The sequence below is a fragment of the Endozoicomonas sp. SESOKO2 genome, assembly GCF_024606245.1.
Lineage (GTDB): Bacteria > Pseudomonadota > Gammaproteobacteria > Pseudomonadales > Endozoicomonadaceae > Endozoicomonas_A.
In genome coordinates, this window is record NZ_JAHHPQ010000384.1 from 1 (window position 1) to 1,230 (window position 1,230).

Annotated in this window: 1 protein-coding gene; it reads right to left on the minus strand. The window is 47.3% G+C overall.

The window, feature by feature from the left end:
• Positions 1 to 102: 102 nt before the first annotated feature.
• On the minus strand, positions 103 to 1,230 hold a 1,128-nt coding region (locus tag KDK17_RS08380), incomplete at its 5' end, for an NAD(P)/FAD-dependent oxidoreductase (RefSeq protein WP_257287848.1).

The window sequence follows — 1,230 nt, forward strand, 5'->3', positions numbered from 1 at the left end:
TTTTTAATCTTTTTGCTTCTTCAAAACGAATCAATCCACTGGAAATCGATTTGGCAATTTTTTTAAAAGCAAATGTGCAGTTTCTGTTGTCTCTGCACAAAATCAAATATATTGTCCGGCACAGTGGCCTGAAGCCCAGGCCCACTGGAAGTTAAAGCCGCCCAGCTGGCCGGTAACATCGAGAACTTCGCCAATAAAGAAAAGCCCCGGCTGAATGCGGCTCTCAAAAGTTTTCGATGAAACTTTCGCAGTGTCTACACCGCCCAGCGTGACCTCTGCTTTTTTATAGCCTTCTGTACCAGAGGGTTTCAATGGCCAGTTTTCCAGTGCAATAGCCAAGTCTTCAAGCTCAGTCGGAGTATATAGTGCCACCAGCTTTTGACCATTGTCAGTTAATAATCTCAGTTGACCCTGCACACACAGTGCTTGAGACAACCTTTTGGTCATATGTTCAGACAAGATAGTTGCAGTCTGAGCCTTGGGTCTCTGTTTGACACAGGACTTAAGCCAGTCATGAATATCTGTGCCGGGAATCCAGTTGATGGAGACCGTATCTCCCGGCTTCCAGTAGGATGAAATCTGTAAAATGACCGGCCCGCTGACACCACGATGAGTAAACAGAATATTTTCCCGGAAAGACTGTCCATTGCAGCTGGCCACCACTTCTGAGCTGACGCCGGAAAGTTCTATAAAGTGCTTCAGCCAGGCTTGATCCATGATGAAAGGCACCAGTGCAGGTTTTTGCTCAATCAGTTCATGACCAAACTGTTCCGCTATCTGATAGCCAAACCCTGAGGCTCCCATTGTCGGAAATGATAAACCACCGGTTGCCACCACCAGTGACTGACAGGAGAACTCACCGATATTGGTTACCAGAGCGTAATCCGAAGAGTCATTGAGCTTGATTGATTCAACACAGGCTCTGGCTCGAATGGTGACGCCGGCATCCCGGCACTCACTGACCAGCAGATCGACAATGTCCTGCGAACGATTGTCACAGAAGAGCTGCCCCAGCGTTTTTTCATGCCAGGCTACCTGATACTTATCCACAAGCGCCTGAAAATCCCACTGGGTGAAACGTGCCAGGGCTGACTTGCAAAAATGAGTGTTATTCGAAAGATAATGGGCAGGTTCTGTATAAAGGTTGGTGAAGTTACAACGTCCTCCCCCTGAAATAATAATTTTTTTGCCGATCTTGTTGGCGTGATCCAGAACAAGAACGTTGCGACC